1 protein-coding gene is annotated in these 1,093 nt (G+C 63.5%); it reads right to left on the minus strand.

Translation table 11 applies throughout. The features are described 5' to 3' along the window. Positions 1-89: 89 nt before the first annotated feature. The gene (locus tag ACW9JE_RS30825; protein ID WP_457434922.1) at positions 90-1,010 is read right to left on the minus strand and encodes a 1-aminocyclopropane-1-carboxylate deaminase/D-cysteine desulfhydrase; all 921 of its coding nucleotides are present in this window, start codon (positions 1,008-1,010) and stop codon (positions 90-92) included. Positions 1,011-1,093: the final 83 nt, after the last annotated feature.

Below are 1,093 nucleotides of genomic sequence, written 5' to 3' on the forward strand. Positions count from 1 at the left end.
GCGAAGAGGCCGTGTCAGCCAACTTCTATGGAGACTGACACACCGCCTTCGCGAGCAAGCCCGCTCCCACATTGGATTTGTGGTGTTGTTTAGATTTGTGGAGTGAACCCCCGCCGCCCCTGCAAACCACCGGTATGCACAAAGACCAACCGCGTTCCCCGGGCAAACTTCCCCGCCTCGACCTGCTGCCTGAGCGCCAGCAGTGCCTTGCCGGTGTACAAGGGCTCCAGGGGAATGCCGCTGGAGCGTTCGGTCTGATCGATGAATTGGAGTAACGGCGCATCGACCTTGGCGAAACCACCCCGGCTGGCGTCCATCAGTTCATAAGCCGAACGAAGCGAGCCCGCCTCCTCCAGAATCCGCACTACCTGCTGCGCCACCCCATGGTCGTCAGGCACCGCCATTGCGCCGTAAACTGGCCGCTCACCGGCTTCGGCCAGCACCAATCCGGCAAGCGTGGTACCGGTGCCACAGGCCAGCCACCAGCCGTCGTAGTCGCTCCAGTTCAGCGCCTTCAGCTGATCCCGAACCATCGCCTTCAATTGAACGCAACCACGAGCGCCCGCGAGGCCGCCACCGCCTTCGGGCACGGGGTACAGCGTCGGATAACGAGCACGCCAAGGCTCCCAGAACCCCGCCTCATGCCGCGCCCGATAACCGCCGTAGCCGAGCCAGTGCAGTTCCATGCCAAACGCCTGCAAATCCTCGACCGTGGGTGTTTGCTGTGGGTGCCCGCGCAGCAGGCCCACCGTGGCAAAACCAAAGCGCTTGCCCGCCGCGGCCAGTGCATGAAGGTGATTGGAGTGGGCGCCGCCCAGGCTGATGATGCCCTCGCAACCGGCTTGCTCGGCGGCCTTGAGGTGTTCGATCAGCTTGAACCATTTGTTGCCGCTGATCAGCGGGTCGATCAGGTCCATGCGCAGGATGGCGACTTGGATGTCGGTGAGCCAATCGAGGTGGAGGGGTTCGAGGGGGGCCTGGGGGAGCCAGTCGTTGGGAGGGAGAAGCATGATGCCGGCTCTGGGTGATGAGCCGGCATTTTAGCAGCCTTGAGGGCCTCTTCGCGGGCAAGCCTCGCTCCTACAGATAGCGC

The organism is Pseudomonas sp. SDO55104_S430, assembly GCF_054070595.1.